This window comes from Vreelandella xerophytica, from assembly GCF_968048975.1.
This window is the reverse complement of sequence record NZ_OZ309106.1, coordinates 2851065-2869060: the sequence shown is the minus strand read 5'-3', so window position 1 is coordinate 2869060 and position 17996 is coordinate 2851065. Positions and strand designations below refer to the sequence as shown.

Below are 17996 nucleotides of genomic sequence, written 5' to 3'. Positions count from 1 at the left end.
ATGTGGATAAAGATGATTCCCGAAATCGGCCATTTCACCCTGATCGTGGCGTTGATGATGGCGGTGGTACAAGCCATCATGCCGCTGGCTGGCGTGATGAGCCGCCGCCCGCTCTGGATGGCCTATGGGGCGCCCATGGCAGCGGGCCAGTTCCTGTTTGTCGGGCTGGCTTATCTGTGTCTGAGTGCAAGCTATCTGCTCGATGACTTCAGCGTCGCCAACGTGGCCAACAACTCCAACTCGATGCTGCCCTGGTACTACAAGTTCAGCGCCGTGTGGGGCAATCACGAGGGGTCGGTACTGCTGTGGAGTCTGATGCTGGCCGGCTGGGGCTTTGCGGCATCGGCGTTTTCCAGATCGCTGCCCCGGGACATGGTCGTTCGGGTGCAAGGGGTGATGGGCCTGGTCAGTGCCGGGTTTCTGCTCTTCATTCTGCTGACCTCCAATCCTTTCGACCGTCTGCTTTTGAACATGCCCAGTGATGGCGCCGATCTGAACCCGCTGTTGCAGGATTTTGGCCTGGTGATCCACCCGCCCATGCTTTACATGGGCTACGTGGGGTTTTCAGTGGTATTTGCCTTCGCCATCGCCGCGCTCATGGGCGGGCGTCTGGACGCGGCCTGGACTCGCTGGGCACGGCCCTGGGCCAACGTTGCCTGGGCGTTTCTGACGGTCGGCATTGCACTCGGTAGCTGGTGGGCCTATTACGAGCTTGGCTGGGGCGGCTGGTGGTTCTGGGACCCGGTGGAGAACGCCTCGCTTCTGCCCTGGCTTACCGGCACGGCGCTTTTGCATTCGCTGGCAGTCACCGAAAAGCGCGGCTCGTTCAAGAGCTGGACGGTGCTTCTGGCCATTGCCACTTTCTCACTTTCACTGATGGGGACGTTTCTGGTGCGCTCGGGCGTGCTCACATCGGTGCACGCCTTTGCCAACGACCCCTCCCGCGGCTTTTTCATCCTGGTGCTTCTGGGAGTGACGGTCACGCTATCGCTTTTGCTGTTCGCACTGCGTGCCCCGAGGGTGAGTCATCAGGTCGGCTTTGGCTGGCTGTCGCGGGATTCGCTGTTGCTGATCAATAACCTTCTGCTGGTGATCATGAGCGTGACCGTGCTGCTCGGTACTATCTATCCGCTGATTCTGGATTCGCTGGGACTTGGCAAGATCAGCGTCGGTCCGCCGTACTTCAACGCCCTTTTTGTGCCGCTCACCGTCTTGATGTGTCTGTTCATGGGCCTTGGGCCCCTGGCGCGCTGGAAGCGCATGGCGGCCGGGGAGCTGGTGGCGAAGCTCTGGCTGGCGGGACTGGCAGGCCTTGTCATCAGCGTGGCCGCGCCGCTTCTCTATACCGGTGAATGGAACCTTTGGGTGAGTCTGGGGCTTTTGTCAGCGCTCTGGATCGTGCTGCCCCTGGTGCGCGACGTGTTCGACAAGTGCCGCCACGCGGGCTCGCTAGGGCGCGGGCTCAAGAGGCTCTCGCTTGCCTACTGGGGCATGGTACTGGGCCATGTGGGCCTGGCGGTCACCATCGTCGGGGTGACGGTGGTCTCGCACTACAATATCGAGCGCAACGTGCGCATGGCCCCCGACACCACGGTGGAAGTCGCAGGTTATGAGTTCACCATGCTGGAGCTTGTCAGCCGGCGGGGGCCGAATTTTCTGGCCGACACTTCGCGCATCGAGGTGCGCCGGGGCGGCGAGGGGCGCGCGTTCATGATGCACCCGGAGAAGCGCTTGTATATTGCCACCGGCATGCCCATGACTCAGGTGGCGCTGCGCCCTGGGTTCTTCCGCGATCTCTACGTGGCCATGGGTGAGGACCTGGATGACGGCAGCTACGCCATGCGCGTTCAGTACAAGCCCTTCGTGCGCTGGCTTTGGCTCGGGGCACTCTTGATGGCGGCAGGCGCAATACTGGCGGTGATCGACAAGCGCTACCGGCGGCCTGAAACGCGTAGTCGTGTGCTCGAGCGAAACCGGGAGGTCAATTCATGAGACGCTGGCTGTTGCTGCTGTTACCGCTTGGCTTTGTCGGCATTGCGCTGTTTTTCTACCAGGGGCTGTCCCGCGACCCCTCTCAGCGCGATTCGGCGCTGATGGCCCGGACATTTCCCGCCTTTCAGGCCACGACTCTGCGCGACGCCGAGAACATCGTCGACGAGTCGCTTCTGCGCGGTGAAGTGACGCTGGTCAACGTATGGGGGGAGTGGTGCCCGGCCTGCAAGCAGGAGATGCCCCAGCTTCTGGAGCTGGCCGACCACGATATCCGCATGGTGGGCGTGAACTACCGCGATACCCGTGAGAAGGGCGCGCAGTTTTTAAGCGAGTACGGCGACCCTTTCGAGGTGAATATCTTCGACCCAGACGGGAGTCTGGGGTTTGATCTGGGGGTCTACGGCGCGCCGGAGACGTTTCTTGTGGATGCCGACGGCGTGATTCGCTACCACCACAAGGGCTATATCTCCCCCGGGGACGTCCGGGCGCAGATTCTGCCGGAGGTGGAAAAATGGCGTTGAAACGGCTTTTCCCGCTGCTGCTGGGGTTCTTGCTGGCAAGTCCGCTGGCCCTGGCGGCCATCGAGATTCGCGAGTTCGATGACCCGGTGCTCGAGCAGCGCTATGTGGACCTGACTGCCTCGATGCGCTGCCCGCTGTGCGAAAATCAGGCCATCGACGATTCCAACGCACCGATCTCCGCCGACATGCGTCAGCGTGTGTTCGAGCTTTTGCACCAGGGGCAGTCGGACAGCGAAATCATTCACCATATGACGCAGCGCTTTGGCGAGTACATTCTTTACAACCCGCGCCTTGAAAACCGGACCTATCTGCTTTGGGGGGTGCCGGTCGCTTTGGTGGCGCTGGCCATCATCATCGTGGCGCTGCTCATTCGCGCCCGACGCCATGCCTCGGCCAAGGCGTTAAGCGCCCAGGAGCGCGCCCGGCTTGATGCGCTGATCAATCAAAAGAGGTCTTCATGACGCCGCTATGGATCGCGATGGCAGTGGTCGCGCTACCTGCGCTCTGGCTGATGCTCGCGCCTCTCTGGCGAGCACGGGCGCTCCATGAGGCCCAGCGCCGCTTTAGCGAATCTGACGACGCCAACCAGCAGAACGTGGCCATTTTCAAGCGCCGGCTGGTTTCGCTGGAAAACGCCCGGGCGCGCAGTGACATCGACCAGGCCCGTTTTGAAGAGGATCGGCTCGAACTCGAGCGAAGCCTGCTCGACGACACCACTGCCGCTCCCGTGCGCAGGCTGAAAGCGCCGGATGCGGGGCGCCTTGCGGTTCCCCTGGTAGCGGTTCTGGGGCTGGGGGCCTGCGTCTTCGGCTATCAGCAAAACGGCGCCGAGGGGGATCTGGCCCTTTACGCGCTCAGGCAATCCGTGGAAAACGACCCCGAGCGCTCTGTGGATCAATACCGCGAGCGCCTGGAAACGGAAGCCGCGCGCCAGCCCCGCAATCCCAATGTGTGGGGTTCTCTGTTTACGCTGTACCGGGAAACCGGCGAGCTGGACAAGGCGGCAAACGCCTTGAACCGGCTGATCGAGATCCAGGGGCGAGCGCCGACGCTTCTGGGCGAGCTGGCCGAACTTCACTTCTTCATGGCCGGGCGCAGGTTCACACCCAAGGTCCAGGCATTGGTCGACGAAGCACGTGAACAGGACCCGCGCCAACCCAAGGTGCTGAGCCTTCTGGGGATTCAGGCTTTCGATGACGGCGATTACGCTCGGGCCATCGACCGCTGGCGCCGGGCGCTGGCAGGTCTTGAGGATCCTGCCACTATCGATGCGCTTCGCGAAGGCATTCGCATCGCCCAGGCACGGATGAACGAGGAGGAGCGTTAATGCTTTCATCGCTTGTGTACCTGAATAGCCCGCTCGCCCCATGACCCATTTCCATGAAGGGCCGCAATGCGTTTAACCTCCATACGCCTTATCGGGTTCAAGTCCTTCGTGGACCCCATCACGGTGCCCTTTGACGGCAACATGACCGCGATTGTGGGCCCTAACGGCTGCGGCAAATCCAATATCATCGATGCGGTGCGCTGGGTGATGGGGGAGTCCTCGGCCAAGACGCTGCGCGGCGAGTCCATGGCGGACGTCATCTTCAACGGTTCCACCGGACGCAAGCCGGTGGGCCAGGCCGCCATCGAACTCAAGTTCGACAACCGCGACGGCACCATGGGCGGGGTCTATGCCCAGTACGCGGAAATTGTCGTCAAACGGCTGGTTACCCGGGACGGCCAGTCCAACTATTTCTTCAACGGACAGAAGTGCCGGCGTCGGGATATTGCGGATCTGTTCATGGGTACAGGCCTTGGCCCGCGTTCCTACGCCCTGATTGGCCAGGGCATGATCTCGCGGCTGATCGAGGCCCGCCCGGATGATCTGCGCGCCACGCTTGAAGAGGCCGCGGGCATCTCGAAGTACAAGGAGCGTCGGCGCGAAACCGAAAACCGCATGCGCCGTACTCAGGAGAATCTGGAGCGTCTGGACGATATTCGCGAAGAGCTCGACAAGCAGCTCGAGCGCTTGAAGCGCCAGGCCGAGGCGGCCAAGCGCTACCAGACCTTGAAGGCTCAGGAGTATCAGCTCAAGGGTGAGCTCGCGCTGATTCGCGGCCGCGCCTTGCGCGTCGAGCAGACCCGCCAGGAAAGCCGGGTACGCGAGCTCGAGATTGCCGTGGAAAAGGACGTGTTCGGCGTTCGCCAGTGCGAGACCCGCCTGGAGCAGGCCCGCACCCGGCACGACGAGCTGTCTGAGGTGCTCGAGCGCCACCAGCAGCAGTTTTTTGAAACCACCACGCGCATTGCCCGCCTCGAGCAGGACCAGGCGCATCGCAAGAGCCGCGAAAGCCAGCTGGCAAGCGATATCGACACCGCTCGGCGGGATCTCCTTGATCAGCGCCGGGTGAGCGAAGGCGACCAGGCGCGTCTTGGCGAGATTGACGAGCGTTGGGGCGTATTGCTGCCCGAGCTTGAAGCCCAGGAAGAGCAGCTTCAAGCGCTGGAAGAGACCCTGACCCGGATCGCGCCGGCGCTTGAGCAGGCCGAGCGGCGTTTTACCGATACCGAGTCCCGCTGGCGCGATGCCACCCGCGATGCCGAGCGCAGCCAGGATCAGATAAGCGATCTCGAGCAGCGTATCAAGCGCCTGCAAGCCGAGCGTACCCGACGCGAGCAGCAGCGCGCTGAGCTTGACGACACTTCCTCGGTCACTGACGAACACGCCCAAAGCCAAGCCGAGCTTCAAGACGCCCAGCGCCGCGCCGAGAGTTTTCAAGCCGAGCGCGAGCAGTGGCAGGCCCGCTACAGCGAGACCCGCGCCGCGCACCAGCAGGCGCTCGACACCCGCGAAGAAAAACGCGGCCAGCTTAGCCAGTGTCAGGGGGAGCTCGCCTCACTCAAGGCGCTGATCGATGCCGCTCTGGCCAACCACGACCCGGATATCCACAAGACCCTCGAGGCTTTCGGGCTTGAGCGCTCTGCGCGTCTGGGCGAGACACTAAGTACCTCCCCCGGCTGGGAGCAGGTGATCTCCTGGCTGCTGACACCCTGGCTCAACGCCCGACTGGTCAGCGAACCGATCCTTCGCGCGCTGCCGGAGGCGCTGGCGACTGACTGGTGTCTGATCGACCAGCAAGAGACAACCCCCTCAAGCGACGTCCGGCTCGATTCGTTGGTGAGCGGCGCCGGGGCGCTTGGCGAATGGCTTTCGCGCATTCACTATGTCGAGCACGACGACGAGGTCCAGGCACGGGTGGCAAGCCTGGGGCCGGGGGAGAGCGTGGTCAGCCGTCAGGGGCTTTGGTGCGGCCCGGGTTGGCTGCGCCAGCAAGCCAGCGGTGAAGGGGTCGATGCCCTGCTGATGACCCGCCGGCGCCATGACGCCTTGAGCCTTCAGCGCGAAGAGATCGAACAGGCGCTGGACGCCCTTGACGAGCAGTGCCAAACGCTCGCGCTAGGCCTTGAAACGCTGGAAAGCGAGCGTGAACAGCGCGCCGAAGCGGAGCGCGAGCACGGTAGCCTTCGTCAGGCGCTTGCCGTCAAGGAGCAGCGCCTGGCTCAGCGCCTGGAGCACCTGGAGGGACGCGCCGCCGAGATCGACGAAGAGCTTGCCACGCTGAAAGAGGATGAGGCCACGCTCGCCTTGACCCTCGAGGAGCAGCGCGAGCGCTGGCATGACGCAATGGCCGCGTTGGAGGAGGCGGCGACGGCTCGGGAAGAGAGCGTCGAACAGCGTACCCGCCAGCGTGAAGAACACGAGCGCCTGATTCAGCAGCAGGTGCCCTTGAAGGCTCAGCAGCAGGCCCTGGCGCTCGAGCGCGAACGGCTCAGTGCCGAGCGCGAGAGCCTGCGCGCTCAGCAGATGCGCTCAAGCGACAGCGAAGAGCGCCTGACGCTACGTATCGAGGAGCTTGAAGAGGCCAGAGAAACCCTGCTCGAGCCCGACGAGCTGGCAGCGGAAGAACTCGAGGAGCTCTTGCACGAGCGCGAGCAGCGCCAGACACGGCTGAACGATACCCGTCAGCAGGCCCAGGCACTTTCCGAGCAGCTCAGAAACGACGAACTCGCCCGGCAAAATCACGAGCGAACCCTCGAACAAAGCCGCGAGCAGCTTCAAGCGCTGCGCATGGAGGTGCAGGCTCTGGCGCTGAAAGCCGCCACTCAGGACGAGGCGCTTGCTGAGCTTGGTCACGACATCGAGACGCTTGCCGGCTCGCTTGCCAGCGACGCCGAAGAGTCGCGCTGGCAGGGGCTTTTGGAGAATACCTCGGAAAAGATACGCCGGCTCGGGGCGATCAACCTTGCCGCCATCGAGGAGTACGACCAGCAGGCCGAACGGCGCAATTACCTGGAAGCCCAGCACGCCGAGCTCACCGAGGCGCTGGAGACTCTGGAACGGGCGATCAAGCGTATCGACCAGGAGACCCGGGTGCGTTTTCGCGAAACCTTCGAGCAGGTCAACGCCGGCCTGCAGGCGCTTTTTCCGAGGGTATTCGGCGGCGGAGCTGCGTGGCTGACGCTGACCGGCGATGATCTTCTTGAGACCGGCGTTGCGATCATGGCGCGCCCGCCGGGCAAGAAGAACAGCACCATTCATCTACTCTCCGGCGGTGAAAAGGCACTGACCGCGCTGTCACTGGTGTTCGCGATCTTCCAGCTCAACCCGGCGCCGTTTTGCATGCTCGACGAAGTGGATGCTCCGCTTGACGACGCCAACGTAGGCCGCTATGCGAAACTCGTCAAAGAGATGTCCGAGAGCGTGCAGTTTATCTACATCACCCATAACAAGATCGCCATGGAAGCGGCCGAGCGTCTGATGGGCGTAACCATGCAGGAGCCCGGTGTGTCGAGGCTTGTCTCGGTGGGCATCGATGAGGCCGCAGCGCTTATCGACTGATCGGGTATGACGCTTTCGCCGTCATGCCCGCTTTCCGGAATCGACGCGAGGCCTTGGGCGCCTGGCGATTATATCCAGCAGGCTCATGAACGTTATCCCGTCGTCCACGCTACACTCGCCGTACTCATGAATCGAGTAAGTGAGAAGTAATCGAGTAAGTCAGAAGTAAAGTTAAAACCTCGATACGAACTGAATTATTAGCCGGCGATCAATTTACAGGCAAATTATCGGCTGAACTCGACGCGTACTTGCGGTGCTATCAAACGATGGTTTAACTTTTTCGAGCTTTAAAGAGAAAGGATAAACCTGGTTTTGGAAAAAGTTACAGAACAAGAGGTTGCATAGTAGCGCCGGAGGCGACCATTAACAGGAACTGACGTATGACTGGAAATATATATAGTTAAACAGCAGGGCTTGTCGAGTTGTCTGCAGAGTCTTAATGAAGGGAATTAGCGCCAACTGATAAGTACTTGTTGCGATAATGCCGAGTTGTGCTTGTTTAAAGAGCGAGTATGGTTGTAAGATTTTGTCATCATGAATTAATGCTTCTACAATTACTGCGCTGACAAATGGCAAGGTAGGCTTTGATTCACTGCCTCGGTGGGCTCGAAGGCCCCGTGTAAAAGGCGGATAAAGCCTTTGTAAACTGAGCGGTGATGTTCGGATCAAGGGAGACAGACCACCTGCCTGCCTGACGATGAAGCGAAAGCGCCTTTTTAAGACAGTGATTGACCTGATTCAAGCGCCAGGATGGCACTTTTGGTCGTTTCACTTGTCCAAGCGCTGGGCTTGCTGTGTCAACATTCATTTCACGTTGACCAGTAGCCGCGCATAATAAGCGAAACGTTGCCTTTTTTTGTAGCAGCCGCACTATGCCTGGTGATAGATATAGCGCCTTCAAGGGACGCGGATATCCTCCGGTGTAGCGCCTCAAACCGGTTAAAATGACCCATGGAATGCTCGACATGGAATTAAGAGAGTGGTTAATCATTCTAGGATTGGCGCTGGTATCGCTTATCGTGGTCGATGGCGTTCGAAGGCTTCAGCGCCAGCGTCGAGTGCCTCGCCTTGATCGATCGGTAGAAAATCTGCCCAAGGCGTCCATCGAAGAGCTGGACGACGAGGCCAAGGAGGCCGAGATCAATTGGGAGCTGCCCAACGGGGGAGCCCGCGTCGTCAAGCCCGCTGACTATAGCGGTCTGGGTAGAAAGCCCAAGCTCGAGCGTCAGGACCACCCCGGCCCCTCCAAGGTTCTCTCCGATTTCCGACGTTCATTTTCCAGGGCGACTGCACGATCGAGAAATGCGGTCAGCGGCCAGGGCCGTTTTGCCTATCAAAGCGGCTATGGCGAGGAAAGCGCCGAATCTACGCCGGCCAGCGCCCGCACCACCGTCGCGGCCAGTGACGCCGAGACTCCCCAACGCGCCTCGAGTCGCGCAGAAAGCCGGGTAGAGAGCAGCGTCGAAAAAGGTCCGACAGACGAGCGCCGTGAGCCTAGCCTCTTTGCCGAAGAGTCTCCCGCTACGCAACCCGCTATTGAAAAGGCCGCTTCTTCCGTCGAGCCCAGAGTCGAGCCTGAGCCTGTTGAAGCGACCGCACCCCTGGCCGAAGAACCTGTCCAGGAAGCGTCAGCTCAGAATCAGAAAGAGTCAGCCCAGGAAAAATCTGCCCCGAAAGCTCCAGGTATCCTGGATGCCCAGGCAAGTGATACCCAGTCAGCCGAGCCCGCGCTTTCGACTGGCGCTGCTGACCCTCTCGTGACGGATCCGCTTCATCAAGCGCCTCATTCAAGTGCACAGCCCCAGGTTGCACCCGCTCAGGGCGAAGACGAGCCGGTACTTCGCGCCGAGCCCGAGGACGCCGTCTTTGCCAAGACCGGCGAGTCACCCAGGCGTCGTCAGCTGCGTCTGGACACCGCCGGCGAGCTTGATGACGACGCAGTGGATGAATACCGTCTGGTGGATTTTGAAGGTATGGGCCGTTCCTTCAAGCGTCGCCTGATCGAGCGTCGCCAGGAGCGGGCGCGCAAAAAGGCCGAGAAAGCCGAACGCGCCAAGGCGCTTGCCAGGCAGAAGGCCGAACGCAAAGCCTTGGAAGCCGAGCAGCGCCGTGAAGCCAAGGAAGCCGCCGAGGCTGAAAAAGCGCGTATTGCTCAAGAGCAGGCTCGAGCGCGTGAGGCCGAAGCGGCACGTGCCACAACGCACTACGGCGACGACGAGCTTTACAGTGCCGAGCCCTCGTTGAGTGCGCTGCGCCGCCAAGGCTCCCAGCCTTCGCGCTCTGATAGTGCCGATGATCACGCCTTTGCCGAAGCCGCAACCGATGAGCCGGCGTATGAGGATAGCGTGGTGCACGCCCATCCCACTCTCGAGAAAGCGTTGCGCCACGATGTGTCCGGTGCCCGCGCCAAGGAAGCGCTGGCCGACGCCTCGGAAATGGTGGTGATCAGCGTGCTTTCCCGCGAGCCCGAAGGCTTCGATGGCAGCAAGCTCCTTGAACTTATGATGGCCTGTGGTCTTCGCTACAGCAGCAGCATGGGCGTTTTCCATCGTTTCGAGACGGAAAGCGCCGATAGCGAACTGCAGTTCTCCATGGTGAATGTGGTCAAGCCCGGTACCTTTCCGATCGAGGAAATGGACGAGTTCGTCACCCCGGGCATTACCTTCTTGATGCCGCTGCCCGGCGCGCTGGATAGCGCCGCCGCGTTTGAAGCGATGGTAGAGACGGCCATGGTGGTGGTCCGCCATATGGGCGGGGAACTCAAGGATGAAAACCGCAGCGTGATGACCGCGCAGACCATCGAGTTTGCCCGCCAGCGCGTACATGAGTTCGAGCGCCGCCACCGCCTGCAGCGCCACACCGCTCGCTGATCGGCTCTCTTCTGATCACCCGCCTTGTCAGGCGGGTTTTTTTGTTACTAAAGCGTCTTCTGGCAGCTACGCTTTAGGTCTACTACGTACTGTTTCACGGAATCCAATTGCATGAGTCAGCCTTCCTCTCACGTGCTCGAAGAGCTCGCCACGCTTCGCGCCGAGCTTGATGACGCCAATCACCGTTACTATGTTCTTGACGAACCCACGCTGACCGATGCCGACTACGACCGCAAGCTTCAAGCGTTGAAGAAGATCGAGTCGGACCATCCCGAACTCGTCACTCCCGAGTCGCCCACACAGCGCGTGGGCGCGGCTCCCGCCGAAGGCTTTCCCGCAATCGCCCACGTCATCCCCATGCTGTCACTGGATAACGCCTTCCACCGCGAGGATATTGTGGCGTTCGCCGAGCGGGTGGCCGAGCGCCTGGAGCAAGAGCCGGACGAACTCGAATTCAGCTGCGAGCCCAAGCTTGACGGCGCCGCGGTGTCGCTGGTGTATGAGCAGGGCGTATTGACCAGCGGTGCGACCCGGGGCGATGGGCGCACCGGGGAGGGCATCACCTCGAATCTTCGCACCCTTCGCTCGATTCCGCTCAAGCTTCGCGGAAAGGACGTGCCCGCGCTTTTGGAAGTACGCGGCGAGGTAATCATGCGTCACGCGGGGTTTGAAGCGTTGAACGAGCGCGCCCGGGAAGAGGGTAGCCGCGTCTTTGCCAACCCCAGAAATGCCGCCGCCGGCAGCCTGCGTCAGCTCGACCCGCGTATTACCGCCAGGCGCCCGTTGGAATTCCACAGCTATCAGGTCGCAAGACTTGAACCGGACAGCGGCGATACCACCCACAGCGCGCTGATGAAACGCCTCGAGAAGCTCGGGTTTCGGTCAAGTGCCGAGCTTGCCACGCTCAAGGGCCCCCAGGCCGTGGCCGACTACTGTGAAAGACTTGGCGAGAAACGTCTGGGGCTGGGTTTTGATATCGATGGCGTGGTAATCAAGGTCAACGACCTGCGTGCCCAGCGCGAGCTGGGCTTTGTGGCCCGGGCGCCGCGCTGGGCGGTAGCGTTCAAGTTCCCCGCCCAGGAGGAGATCACCACGCTTAACGATGTGGAGTTTCAGGTTGGACGCACCGGTGCCATTACCCCGGTGGCGCGGCTTGAACCGGTATCGATCGCCGGTGTGACCGTCTCCAACGCCACGCTTCACAATGCCGACGAGATCACCCGGCTAGGGGTAATGATTGGCGACACCGTGGCGATTCGTCGGGCCGGTGACGTGATTCCCCAGGTGGTGCGGGTGGATGCGGACAAGCGCCCGGCATCGGCAAGAATGATCACTTTTCCCGACGCTTGCCCGGTGTGCGGCTCGGATATCGAGCGCGTGGAGGGGGAGGCCGTTGCGCGCTGCTCCGGCGGGCTTTTCTGCCCCGCTCAGCGCAAGGAGGCGCTGAAGCACTTTGCCAGCCGCAAGGCGCTGGACGTGGACGGGTTGGGCGTGAAGATCATCGACCAGCTGGTCGAGCGGGACTGGGTCAAGACCCCGGCGGATCTTTTCGGCTTGACCGTCGAGCAGCTTTCAAGTCTTCCGCGCATGGGCCAGAAATCCTCGGAGAACCTGGTGAATGCACTGGAGAACGCCAAGCGGACCACCTTCGCCCGCTTCATCTACGCACTCGGCATTCGCGAGGTGGGTGAGGCGACCGCGGTCAACCTGGCGAACCACTTTGGCGGGCTCGAGGCGCTTCAGGCGGCCGACCAGCCTGCGCTGGAAGCGGTCAATGATGTAGGTCCTATCGTCGCCGCCCACGTGCACACGTTTTTTCAGCAGCCGCACAACCAGCACACCATCGCCGATTTGATCAAGGCCGGCTTGACCTGGGAAGAGGCGGAAGTGACTCAAGGCCCTACGCCGCTTGAAGGCCAGACCTGGGTGCTCACCGGAAGCCTTGAAACGATGACCCGGGACGAAGGCAAGGCGCGGCTTCAAGCGCTGGGCGCCAAGGTGGCCGGCAGTGTTTCCAAGAAGACCACTTGCGTCGTGGCCGGCGAAGCGGCGGGCAGCAAGCTCGCCAAGGCCGAGGAGCTGGGGGTGGATGTGCTGGATGAACCCACCTTCACCCAAAGACTCACCGAGTGGGAGCAAACGCAATGAGCCGATTCATCGAAGTGCCGGCGCGCATGCTGGCCCCGGAAACCCTGGATGCGCTGCTGGAAGCCTTCGTGACCCGCCAGGGCTACGATACGACCGATACCAGTGGCGAGGGCATGCACGGCTGGGTAGTCGAACTCAAGCGCCAGCTCGAGCGCGGCGAGCTCTTGATCGCCCACGATATCGAGCTCGAGCAGACCGAGGTCATGACCTTGGCCCAGTGGCGCGCCTTCGGCCGGGATCTGGCCGATGACGAGGAGGAAGGCGACTACTGAGCGCGTACCAGCGCGCTGATAAACCGCCGGCCGGGATGCAGATGGTCTGCAAGCGGGCCCTCCAGTGGCAGCGGTTCGTCGCAAAGCCGTGAGGCGATCACCTCGGCGCACAGCGGGGCGCTGGCAAGGCCTCGGCTGCCGTGAGCGGCGCAGACCCAGAGCCCCGGGTAGTGGGCACCGGGGACAGGCGCCACGCGGGAGGCGTCCTTGGAAAGCGCCGCGTAGTCGCTTTGCCACTGATCAATCACCGGTACGGGCCCGGCGTAGGGTGTCTTGTCCGGGCTTGCCGCGCGAATGGCGGCGCGCCCGGTCAAGCGCTCTGGCGTCAGTGGCCCGCTGGAATGCTCAAGGGCTTCGACCCACTCGGGCAGGGCGCGGCGAAGTTCATCGATATTGCGCTGATGATCCTCTAGGCGAATCTCGCTTTGCCCATCGTTGGGCACGAAGCTTGCCCCGAAGGTAAGCACGCCCTCGGCTGGCGGAGATACATAGCCGCCGGCGCACACCACGCGCGTTGGCGCGCTCATCCCCTCGGGCAACGTCAGGCTGCTGACCTGGCCGCGCACCTGCTGAAAGGCAAGCGCTTGGGTCTGGGTAAAGCGGTTGGCCAGGTAAGCGTTGGCGATGACGACCTGATCGGCCTCGGCGGGCGGTTGCCCGCTTAGTGTCAGCTGCCAGCTTTTTTCATGTGGGACGAGCCCGGTGACCTCTGCCTGGCAATAGCGAATGCGCGGGTGTGCCAAAAGCGCCTCGCAAAGCGCCTTGGGCCGCACCCAACCTGCGTTGGGGTAATGAAGCGCGTGACGCGACGTGCCCGCCACGCCTACCAGCGGCGCCAGATTGCCCTGATAAGCCCTGACCACGGCGTCTCCCAGCGGGTGTCGTGCTAGAAATCGCTGCTGGCGCTCGGCTTCTTTCTCGCTCAAGGCGAGCTGGACGACGCCGCAGGGCCGCCAGAGCGCCTCGTGCTGATCAAGCCCCCCCAGCCAGCGCGCGCTGTACAAAAGTCCGGCCAGATAAAACCGGCTCTGATCGTTGGTTTCGGCGGCAAGCTTTACATAAAGCGCCCCCTGGCGATTCCCCGAGCCGCCGGCTCCCGGCGCTTCGCGTTCATACACGGTCACGTTCACGCCGCGCCGGGCAAGGGCTGCGGCCATGCTCGCTCCGGCAAGGCCGGCGCCGATGACTGCGACGTGGCTGGCTTTTTGCGGGGCGGGCGGGATGAACCAGGGCGTCAGGGCGCGCCGGTCATCGACCGGGGGGGAGTCGATCACCCCGATCAGCATCTCGCGCTTGCGCCCAAAGCCCGCCACTTTTTGAATCGTGAACCCGGCGGCTTTCAAGCCGCGCTTGACCACTCCGGCGCAGGTGAAGGTGGCAAAGGTCGCACCCGGGCGTGAGCGCGCCGCCATGGCCTCGAAAAGCGCAGGCTGCCACATGGCGGCGTTTTTCGAGGGGGCAAAGCCATCCAGGAACCAGGCATCCACCTGGCCGTCCAGAAGTGTCAGGCGCTCGGTGGTATCGCCAAAGTGCAAATCGAGCGTGACGCGCTCACTCAAATGCAGCCGATGAACCCCGCTGATCGCATCGGGCCAGTTGCGACACAGCACCTTGGCGTAGCGCTCAAGAGAAGGCCAGGCGCTCAGCGCCCGCTCGAGCGCTTGGTGTTCAAGTGGATACTTCTCTGTGGATAACAGGTGGAGCCTGGCGTCAGGGCCGGCGTTGGCTTCAAAGCAAGCCCAGGCGCAGAGCATGTTCAAACCTGTGCCGAAGCCGGTTTCGCCGATCACGAAAGGGCGGGATTGCGACCACTGGGCAAAACGCTCCGGCAGGCGGTTGGCGTTCAAGAAGACATGCTCGGTTTCGGCGCGGCCATCTTCCCGGGAGAAGTAGACGTCGTCGAAGCGCGAGGAGTGCGGGGCGGCGTTGTCCCAGGTGAGTTCCGGGGCGGTCAACGCTTCCAGGGGGGGCAGTGCAGGGCGGCGCTGGGTCACACGAGTATCCGTTGTGGGTGCTTGGCAAAAAAAACGGTCAAAAAATGATCAATTCGTTAATGCGGGCGTTATCTCTCGCTTTGAGAAAAGCGTCCGCCGTATCTTCACAGAGTTTTCCACAGCCTCTGTGCAAAAGCCGACGGCGCCTCACAGGTGCTCTCAAAGGTCAAGGCAATACTTTCTTGAAAGGCTTTACCGTAACCTTGGCGTAGACACCGGCCGCCACGTAGGGGTCGACATCCGCCCAGGCCTGGGCCTCATCCAGGCTTTCAAACTCAGCCACGACCAGACTTCCGCTGAAGCCGGTATCTCCCGGCGTTTCGCTATCGATGGCTGGATGCGGCCCTGCCAGCACCAGCCGGCCCTCGTCGCGCAGGGCCTCGAGACGGGCGAGGTGGTCCGGGCGCGCCGCCAGACGTTTTTCCAGACTATCGGATACATCTTCACTGATAATGGCATAAAGCATGAAAGAACTCCCTTGGGCGTAAGCGAAAGCGCTTGACCCTGATGGTTAGACAGTTGACCGAGCAGGGCCAAGCGCGCACCATGGCGCGCTTGCAAGCCGCGAACGGGGAAACACGTCTAGTGTCATGTAGAATGCGTACTATGTAAAATTAACGCCTTGTAACGCTCGAGCAAGGCTTGAATGTGAAGCCTCGCTATTTTGACAAACGTCTATTCTGACAACCCGCTATTCTGACAAACCTCTTATTTTGACAAACTCCTTACACGACGTCATGCCCATGCCCCGACTTCCCGTTACCGTGCTGCCCGAGACCTTTGATGCCGACCACGGCTACCCGGTGGATTTGCACATGCACTCCACCGCCTCGGACGGAGCGTTGTCGCCCACCGAGCTGGTCACGTTGTGCGCAAGCCGTGGGCTTTCCTATATGGCGCTGACCGATCACGACACCATGGAAGGCGTCGACGAGGCCGCACGTGCGGCCGAGCGCGAAGGTATCTGTCTGGTGGCTGGCTGCGAGCTGTCGACTCGCTGGCAGGGCATCAATATCCATGTGGTGGCGTTGATGCCCGGCGGCGTTCAGGGGCCGCTGGTGGAAGGGCTTGAATGTCAGCGCCGGGCACGGATCCAGCGCGCCGAGGTCATCGCCGAGCGTCTGGAAAAGGTGGGCTTGAAGGATGCACTGGCCAAGGCCCGAGAGCAGGCGGGAAGCGAACGCCCTCTGGGGCGTCCGGATTTCGCCCGCGCTCTGGTGGCCGAGGGGATCGTGCCGGATTGGGCCAGTGCCTTCAAGCGCTACCTGGGCAGCGGCAAGAAAGGTGATGTCAAAGCCCACTGGCCGGAGATCGGTGAGGTGGTGAGCTGGGTGGTGGCCTCCGGCGGAGTGGCGGTGATTGCCCATCCGCTTCGCTATGGGCTGACCCGGCGCAAGCGGGGCCTTTTGATGGATGCGTTCTGTAGCGCCGGCGGGCAGGCCGTGGAGCTGGTCAGCGGCCAGCAGAATCTGGACAGCACCCGGGATCTGGCGCGCCAGCTCGACGAGCGCGCGCTTTACGCCTCCCTGGGCAGCGATTTCCACTTTCCCGGCAGCCACGCCGCCCCCGGCAGCATGAGCGATATACCACGCACCGCAGCCAAACCCATCTGGCAGCACCCGCGCCTGGCCCATATGTGTGACGCCCCCGGTGGGCTACTCGCTGGCAGGCAGTGACCCAGGGCGGCCGATCCTCAGCTATGCTTGAAAGGTGTTGCAGGAGAAGATGCCCTCGAACAGGAGCCAGCGATGAGCCAATATTTTCAGATACATCCGGAAAACCCGCAAAAACGCTTGATCGATCAGGCCGTCGCGATCATTCGCCAGGGCGGCGTGGTGGCTTACCCCACCGATTCAGGCTATGCCCTGGGCTGTCATCTAGGCGAGAAGAAAGCGATCGAGAAAATCAAATGGCTGCGCTCGCTGGATGACAAGCACAACTTCACCCTGGTGTGCTCGGATCTTTCCGAGATCGGTACCTACGCCAAGGTGGATAACGCGGTCTTTCGTCTGCTCAAGGCCCACACTCCCGGGCCTTACACCTATATTCTGGAAGCCACCACGGAAGTGCCCCGGCTTCTATTGCACCCCAAGCGCCGCTCGATCGGGGTGCGGGTGCCGGATCACAGGATCACCCATGCGCTGCTTCAGGCGTTGGGCGAGCCCTTGATGAGCGTCACGCTGATTCCCGTGGACGAAACGCTGCCCATGAACGACCCGGAGGAAATTCGTGAGCGTTTCAGCGCGCATCTGGATCTGATCATCGATGGCGGCGCCTGTCACCTGGACCCCACCAGCGTGATCGATCTGCGCACGCTCCCTCCCACCATCGTCCGCGAAGGCCGAGGCGACACGACCCCGTTTGAAAGCTGAGCACGATCCGGCGCCGGGGGATGTCACTCCTCGGCGTCCTTATCCTTGTCCTGATCCTTTTTCTTCTCGCGCGGGTCGTCGCTGAACTCATCGAGCCAGGTGCCGCAGCGCAGGCAGTAGCGGGCGCGCTTCTCGTGACGGTCTTGGCCGCAGCCCGGGCAGGCCTCTTCCGAGTAGCGGTCTTCACGAATCGAGCGGATCACCTGGGCGGAGAATACCCCGGTGGGCACGGCGATGATCGAGTAGCCGATCAGCATCAGGATGACCGTGATCGACTTGCCCAGCGGCGTGATGGGAACGATGTCGCCATAGCCTACGGTGGTCATGCTCACGATGGCCCAGTAGATCGAGATGGGAATGCTGGTAAAGCCCGCCTCTTCGGACTCGATGGTGTACATCAGCGCGGCGAAGAGCGTGACCACCATCAGGATGCTGCTGAAAAAGAGCAGGATCTGACGCAGGCTGCGCTGCAGGGCCTCCAGCAACATGCGACCTTCACCGACAAATTCCATCAGACGCAGAATACGGAAAATACGCAGCACCCGTAAAAGCCGCACGATCACCAGCGCGTGGGCACCGGGGACCAGCAGCACCAGCCAGGTAGGCAGGATGGCGACCAGATCCACCACGCCATAGAAGCTCTTCAAGTAGACCGACGGGCGCTCCAGACAGTAAAGCCTGACCAGAAGCTCGATGCTGAAGGCGGTCGTGAAGGCCCACTCCATGTAAAGGAAGATATCCCCGTAGCGCTGGGCGTAGCTTTCCACGCTGCCGAGCAAGATGACCGATACGCTCATCAAGATCATGGCGATCAGCACCAGATCAAACGCCTTGGCGCCTGGGGTGTCGGACTCGAAGATGATATGAAAAAGCTGCGAACGTATGCCTTCCGGGCCCGGCGCAAGGTGAAGACTCATGGTGTTATCCTAGAAGTGACAAGCC

The 17996-nt window shown here is 61.9% G+C and carries 13 protein-coding genes; 10 read left to right on the top strand and 3 right to left on the bottom strand.

The window, feature by feature from the left end; genetic code table 11:
• From ACWF8S_RS13385 to ACWF8S_RS13350, 8 genes are all read left to right on the top strand, one after another.
• A complete protein-coding gene (locus tag ACWF8S_RS13385; protein WP_447553850.1) occupies window positions 1-1992 on the top strand; it encodes a heme lyase CcmF/NrfE family subunit in 1992 nt (663 codons plus the stop codon).
• Complete coding sequence (locus tag ACWF8S_RS13380; RefSeq protein ID WP_447553849.1) at window positions 1989-2513, top strand: DsbE family thiol:disulfide interchange protein; 525 nt, start codon at window positions 1989-1991, stop codon at window positions 2511-2513. The genes ACWF8S_RS13385 and ACWF8S_RS13380 overlap by 4 nt, the downstream gene beginning before the upstream one ends.
• The gene (locus tag ACWF8S_RS13375; protein ID WP_447553848.1) at window positions 2504-2974 is read left to right on the top strand and encodes a cytochrome c-type biogenesis protein; all 471 of its coding nucleotides are present in this window, start codon (window positions 2504-2506) and stop codon (window positions 2972-2974) included. The genes ACWF8S_RS13380 and ACWF8S_RS13375 overlap by 10 nt, the downstream gene beginning before the upstream one ends.
• Window positions 2971-3840 (top strand): c-type cytochrome biogenesis protein CcmI, encoded by an 870-nt coding sequence (gene ccmI, locus ACWF8S_RS13370; RefSeq protein ID WP_447553847.1) that lies wholly within the window; start codon window positions 2971-2973, stop codon window positions 3838-3840. The genes ACWF8S_RS13375 and ccmI overlap by 4 nt, the downstream gene beginning before the upstream one ends.
• A 66-nt stretch (window positions 3841-3906) precedes the next feature.
• A complete protein-coding gene (smc, locus tag ACWF8S_RS13365; protein ID WP_447553846.1) occupies window positions 3907-7398 on the top strand; it encodes a chromosome segregation protein SMC in 3492 nt (1163 codons plus the stop codon).
• 965 nt (window positions 7399-8363) lie between these two features.
• A complete protein-coding gene (zipA, locus tag ACWF8S_RS13360) occupies window positions 8364-10268 on the top strand; it encodes a cell division protein ZipA (protein WP_447553844.1) in 1905 nt (634 codons plus the stop codon).
• A 111-nt stretch (window positions 10269-10379) separates the two neighbouring features.
• Complete coding sequence (gene ligA, locus ACWF8S_RS13355; RefSeq protein ID WP_447553843.1) at window positions 10380-12416, top strand: NAD-dependent DNA ligase LigA; 2037 nt, start codon at window positions 10380-10382, stop codon at window positions 12414-12416.
• A complete protein-coding gene (locus ACWF8S_RS13350) occupies window positions 12413-12688 on the top strand; it encodes a YheU family protein (protein WP_447553842.1) in 276 nt (91 codons plus the stop codon). Before ligA ends, ACWF8S_RS13350 begins: the two co-directional genes overlap by 4 nt.
• Here ACWF8S_RS13350 and mnmC read toward each other — a convergent pair.
• Together mnmC and ACWF8S_RS13340 are read right to left on the bottom strand one after the other, a co-directional pair.
• A complete protein-coding gene (gene mnmC / locus ACWF8S_RS13345; RefSeq protein WP_447553841.1) occupies window positions 12682-14682 on the bottom strand; it encodes a bifunctional tRNA (5-methylaminomethyl-2-thiouridine)(34)-methyltransferase MnmD/FAD-dependent 5-carboxymethylaminomethyl-2-thiouridine(34) oxidoreductase MnmC in 2001 nt (666 codons plus the stop codon). The genes ACWF8S_RS13350 and mnmC overlap by 7 nt on opposite strands.
• A gap of 166 nt (window positions 14683-14848) precedes the next feature.
• A complete protein-coding gene (locus ACWF8S_RS13340) occupies window positions 14849-15148 on the bottom strand; it encodes a YciI family protein (protein ID WP_447553839.1) in 300 nt (99 codons plus the stop codon).
• Between the two features lie 277 nt (window positions 15149-15425).
• Here ACWF8S_RS13340 and ACWF8S_RS13335 point away from each other — a divergent pair, with 277 nt between their 5' ends.
• Both ACWF8S_RS13335 and ACWF8S_RS13330 read left to right on the top strand, forming a co-directional pair.
• On the top strand, window positions 15426-16358 hold the full coding sequence (locus ACWF8S_RS13335; protein WP_447553838.1) for a PHP domain-containing protein: 933 nt from the start codon (window positions 15426-15428) through the stop codon (window positions 16356-16358).
• Between the two features lie 72 nt (window positions 16359-16430).
• Window positions 16431-17054 carry an L-threonylcarbamoyladenylate synthase gene (locus ACWF8S_RS13330; protein WP_447553836.1) on the top strand — a complete coding sequence of 208 codons (624 nt, stop codon included), beginning with the start codon at window positions 16431-16433 and terminating at the stop codon, window positions 17052-17054.
• A 23-nt stretch (window positions 17055-17077) separates the two neighbouring features.
• Here ACWF8S_RS13330 and ACWF8S_RS13325 read toward each other — a convergent pair whose 3' ends face one another.
• Entirely contained in the window at window positions 17078-17971 is an 894-nt protein-coding gene (locus ACWF8S_RS13325; RefSeq protein ID WP_447553834.1) for an ion transporter, read from the bottom strand.
• Window positions 17972-17996 lie beyond the last annotated feature (25 nt).

Bases quoted from the DNA above. Each gene is read 5' to 3' on its own strand.
- ACWF8S_RS13385 (WP_447553850.1), top strand. From the start codon at position 1: ATGTGGATAAAGATGATTCCCGAAATCGGCCATTTCACCCTGATCGTG.
- ACWF8S_RS13380 (WP_447553849.1), top strand. From the start codon at position 1,989: ATGAGACGCTGGCTGTTGCTGCTGTTACCGCTTGGCTTTGTCGGCATT.
- ACWF8S_RS13375 (WP_447553848.1), top strand. From the start codon at position 2,504: ATGGCGTTGAAACGGCTTTTCCCGCTGCTGCTGGGGTTCTTGCTGGCA.
- ccmI (WP_447553847.1), top strand. From the start codon at position 2,971: ATGACGCCGCTATGGATCGCGATGGCAGTGGTCGCGCTACCTGCGCTC.
- smc (WP_447553846.1), top strand. From the start codon at position 3,907: ATGCGTTTAACCTCCATACGCCTTATCGGGTTCAAGTCCTTCGTGGAC.
- zipA (WP_447553844.1), top strand. From the start codon at position 8,364: ATGGAATTAAGAGAGTGGTTAATCATTCTAGGATTGGCGCTGGTATCG.
- ligA (WP_447553843.1), top strand. From the start codon at position 10,380: ATGAGTCAGCCTTCCTCTCACGTGCTCGAAGAGCTCGCCACGCTTCGC.
- ACWF8S_RS13350 (WP_447553842.1), top strand. From the start codon at position 12,413: ATGAGCCGATTCATCGAAGTGCCGGCGCGCATGCTGGCCCCGGAAACC.
- ACWF8S_RS13340 (WP_447553839.1), bottom strand. From the start codon at position 15,148: ATGCTTTATGCCATTATCAGTGAAGATGTATCCGATAGTCTGGAAAAA.
- ACWF8S_RS13335 (WP_447553838.1), top strand. From the start codon at position 15,426: ATGCCCCGACTTCCCGTTACCGTGCTGCCCGAGACCTTTGATGCCGAC.
- ACWF8S_RS13330 (WP_447553836.1), top strand. From the start codon at position 16,431: ATGAGCCAATATTTTCAGATACATCCGGAAAACCCGCAAAAACGCTTG.
- ACWF8S_RS13325 (WP_447553834.1), bottom strand. From the start codon at position 17,971: ATGAGTCTTCACCTTGCGCCGGGCCCGGAAGGCATACGTTCGCAGCTT.